This window comes from Parvibaculum sp. (assembly GCF_049672805.1).
Lineage (GTDB): Bacteria > Pseudomonadota > Alphaproteobacteria > Parvibaculales > Parvibaculaceae > Parvibaculum.
The window spans coordinates 1-2,580 of the sequence record NZ_JBATWS010000464.1; the positions used below are offsets into that span (position 1 = coordinate 1).

Annotated in this window: 2 protein-coding genes and 1 other RNA gene; 1 reads left to right on the top strand and 2 read right to left on the bottom strand. The window is 62.6% G+C overall.

From position 1 onward, the window contains the following. Positions 1–1,330: DNA polymerase III subunit gamma/tau (locus WBF74_RS14395; RefSeq protein WP_424441135.1), on the bottom strand; the 1,330-nt coding region annotated here is incomplete at its 3' end. A gap of 41 nt (positions 1,331–1,371) precedes the next feature. Continuing rightward, positions 1,372–1,468: signal recognition particle sRNA small type (gene ffs, locus WBF74_RS14400), an RNA gene on the bottom strand. A gap of 153 nt (positions 1,469–1,621) precedes the next feature. On the opposite strand from ffs, the gene nudC reads away from it, so the two are divergent. Further along, on the top strand, positions 1,622–2,580 hold a 959-nt coding region (nudC, locus tag WBF74_RS14405; protein ID WP_424441137.1), incomplete at its 3' end, for an NAD(+) diphosphatase.

The following is a 2,580-nucleotide window of genomic DNA, read 5'->3' on the forward strand; positions in this document are numbered from 1 at the left end:
GTTGCGCGCGCGGGCCATCCGCAGGCGGCGCGGAAGCACGCGACGGCGCAGGGCCACCGCTGCCGCCGCCATTCTTCAACCGCTCAACAAGCTCTTCCGGCCCCGGCCCGTCTGCCACATAGGCAAGGCGCACAAGCACCATCTCCGCTGCTGCGATGGGGCGGGCGGATGCCTGCACTTCGCTCAACCCCTTCAGCAGCATCTGCCATGTCCGCGACAACACGCGGATCGGCAGCTTCTTTGCCATCTCGCTGCCGCGCTGGCGCTCCGTCTCGGACATGGCGACATCATCGCTCGCGCTTTCAACAAGCTTGAGGCGCGTCAGCCAATGGGTCAGTTCCGCAAGGTCTGAAAGCACGACGGCGGGGTCTGCCCCCACATCATATTGCGCGCGCAGCTCTGTGATTGCGCCGCCAATATCGCCTTTCATCAGAAGGTCGAACAAATCGAAAATACGCGCGCGGTCGGCAAGGCCCAGCATGTCGCGCACATCTGCCTCGCGCACACCGTTTTCGCCATGCGCAATCGCGCGGTCGAGGAGCGAGAGCGCATCACGCGCCGACCCATCTGCCGCGCGGGCAATGAGCTTGAGGGCGGCTTCCTCCGCCTCAACCTCTTCCTGCGCCGCGACCTTGCCGAGAAGCCCTGCAAGCTCTTCCACCGAAAGGCGGCGCAGGTCAAAGCGCTGGCAGCGCGACAGTACCGTCACCGGCACCTTTCGGATTTCGGTCGTGGCGAAGATGAACTTCACATGGGCGGGTGGCTCTTCCAGCGTTTTCAGCAGACCGTTAAAGGCCTGCTTGGAGAGCATATGCACCTCGTCGATGATATAGACCTTGTAGCGCGCGGAAACGGGCAGATAGCGTACGCTGTCGATGATCTCGCGAATATCGTCAATGCCGGTGCGGGAGGCCGCGTCCATCTCCATCACATCGACATGGCGCGATTCCATGATCGCTTCGCAATGGACGCCGAGACCATCCATCTGGACGGACGGCTTGTCGATGCCGGGCTTCTCATAATTGAGCGCGCGGGCGAGAATACGCGCCGTCGTCGTCTTGCCGACACCGCGCACGCCGGTCAGCATGAAGGCATGGGCAACGCGGTCTGTCTCGAAGGCGTTGCGGAGCGTCCGCACCATCGCCTCCTGCCCCACCAGATCCTCGAAAACGGTGGGCCGATATTTGCGGGCAAGCACCTGATAGCCCGCCGGGGCCGCTGCCTTCACAGGCGCAGGCTCATCCCCCAGATCAAAGCCCGGCTCCGTTGCGGGGTCGGGCTTATGGGGGGCCTCTTCTCCGGATGCGAGATTTTCCACGCTGTCATCCATGGAAATCGCGCGCTCCTTCAGGACTTGAGTGGCAGGAATAAGGTGGGAGACTGGACAGCGACCCGAGCGAAACTCGTTACGGCTGCTTCCTTCCGGACCTGACCGGGTTGGCGAGGGACTCGTCCGCGCCAGCCTCCCGAAGGGACTATATCAGGGGAAAGGGCCGCCGATGCAAGGCTTGGCGGATGTTCCGAGCAATGAATCCCCCTTCTCCACGGGAGATTGAGGGAATTTGCGCCCTGTGCCAGTCTGCGCCACCTCAACATTCACGACTAATAACCGGACACGCCGATGCCTTTGCCCAGCAATCCCAACATCTTCGCCAATAATCCGCTCGATCGCGCGAGCTACCGGCGCGCCGATGAGGCCTGGATCAAGGAGCAGCTTGCGAATCCGGCAAGCCTTTTCGTGCCTTTCCGCCGCGAAAGGCGCCGGGACTGGGAGCCTTTCGTGCTGCCGGAAGAGCAGCCTTCGCAGGGCAAGGATATTGGCTGGATTCCGGCCTCGCTCATCCCCGAGCTTGCTGGCAATGGCGTCACCGTCTTTCTCGGCATCAACAAGCGCGGCAAGGCGCTTTTTGCGGCTGATGTGAGCGCGACGAAAGATGTGGAAAACCACCCGGCGCTGAAGGGTCAGGGCGCATTCGAGGATTTGCGCGGCCTTGCTATGGCGGGCGAGATCACGCCTTCGGAACTCGCCATCATGGCGCAGGCGAAATCCATGATCGACTGGCATGCCCGGCATGGCTTCTGCGCGGTCTGCGGCTCGAAAAGCGAGATGGCGGAAGCCGGCTACAAGCGCGTCTGCCCCTCCTGCAAGGCAGAACATTTCCCGCGCACGGACCCGGTTGTCATCATGCTGGCGACGATTGGCGACAAATGCTTCCTTGGCCGCCAGAAAATCTGGCCGACGGGCATGCATTCCGCGCTGGCGGGCTTTGTGGAGCCCGGCGAATCAATCGAGGAAGCGGTCGCACGCGAGCTTGAGGAAGAAGCGGGTATCAGCGTTTCCTCCGTCACCTATCATTCGACGCAGCCCTGGCCCTACCCCTCATCGCTGATGATCGGCTGCCACGCGATTGCGGATTCGGAAGACTTCAAGGTCGATGGTATCGAACTGTCGGAAGGCCGCTGGTTCACACGCGCGGAAGCCAAGGCAATCCTCGCGGGGGAAGGCGACGGGACGGCATGGTTCCCGCCCGCTTTCGCCATCGCCCATCAGCTCATCAAGGCCTTCGCGGAAGGCAAGGC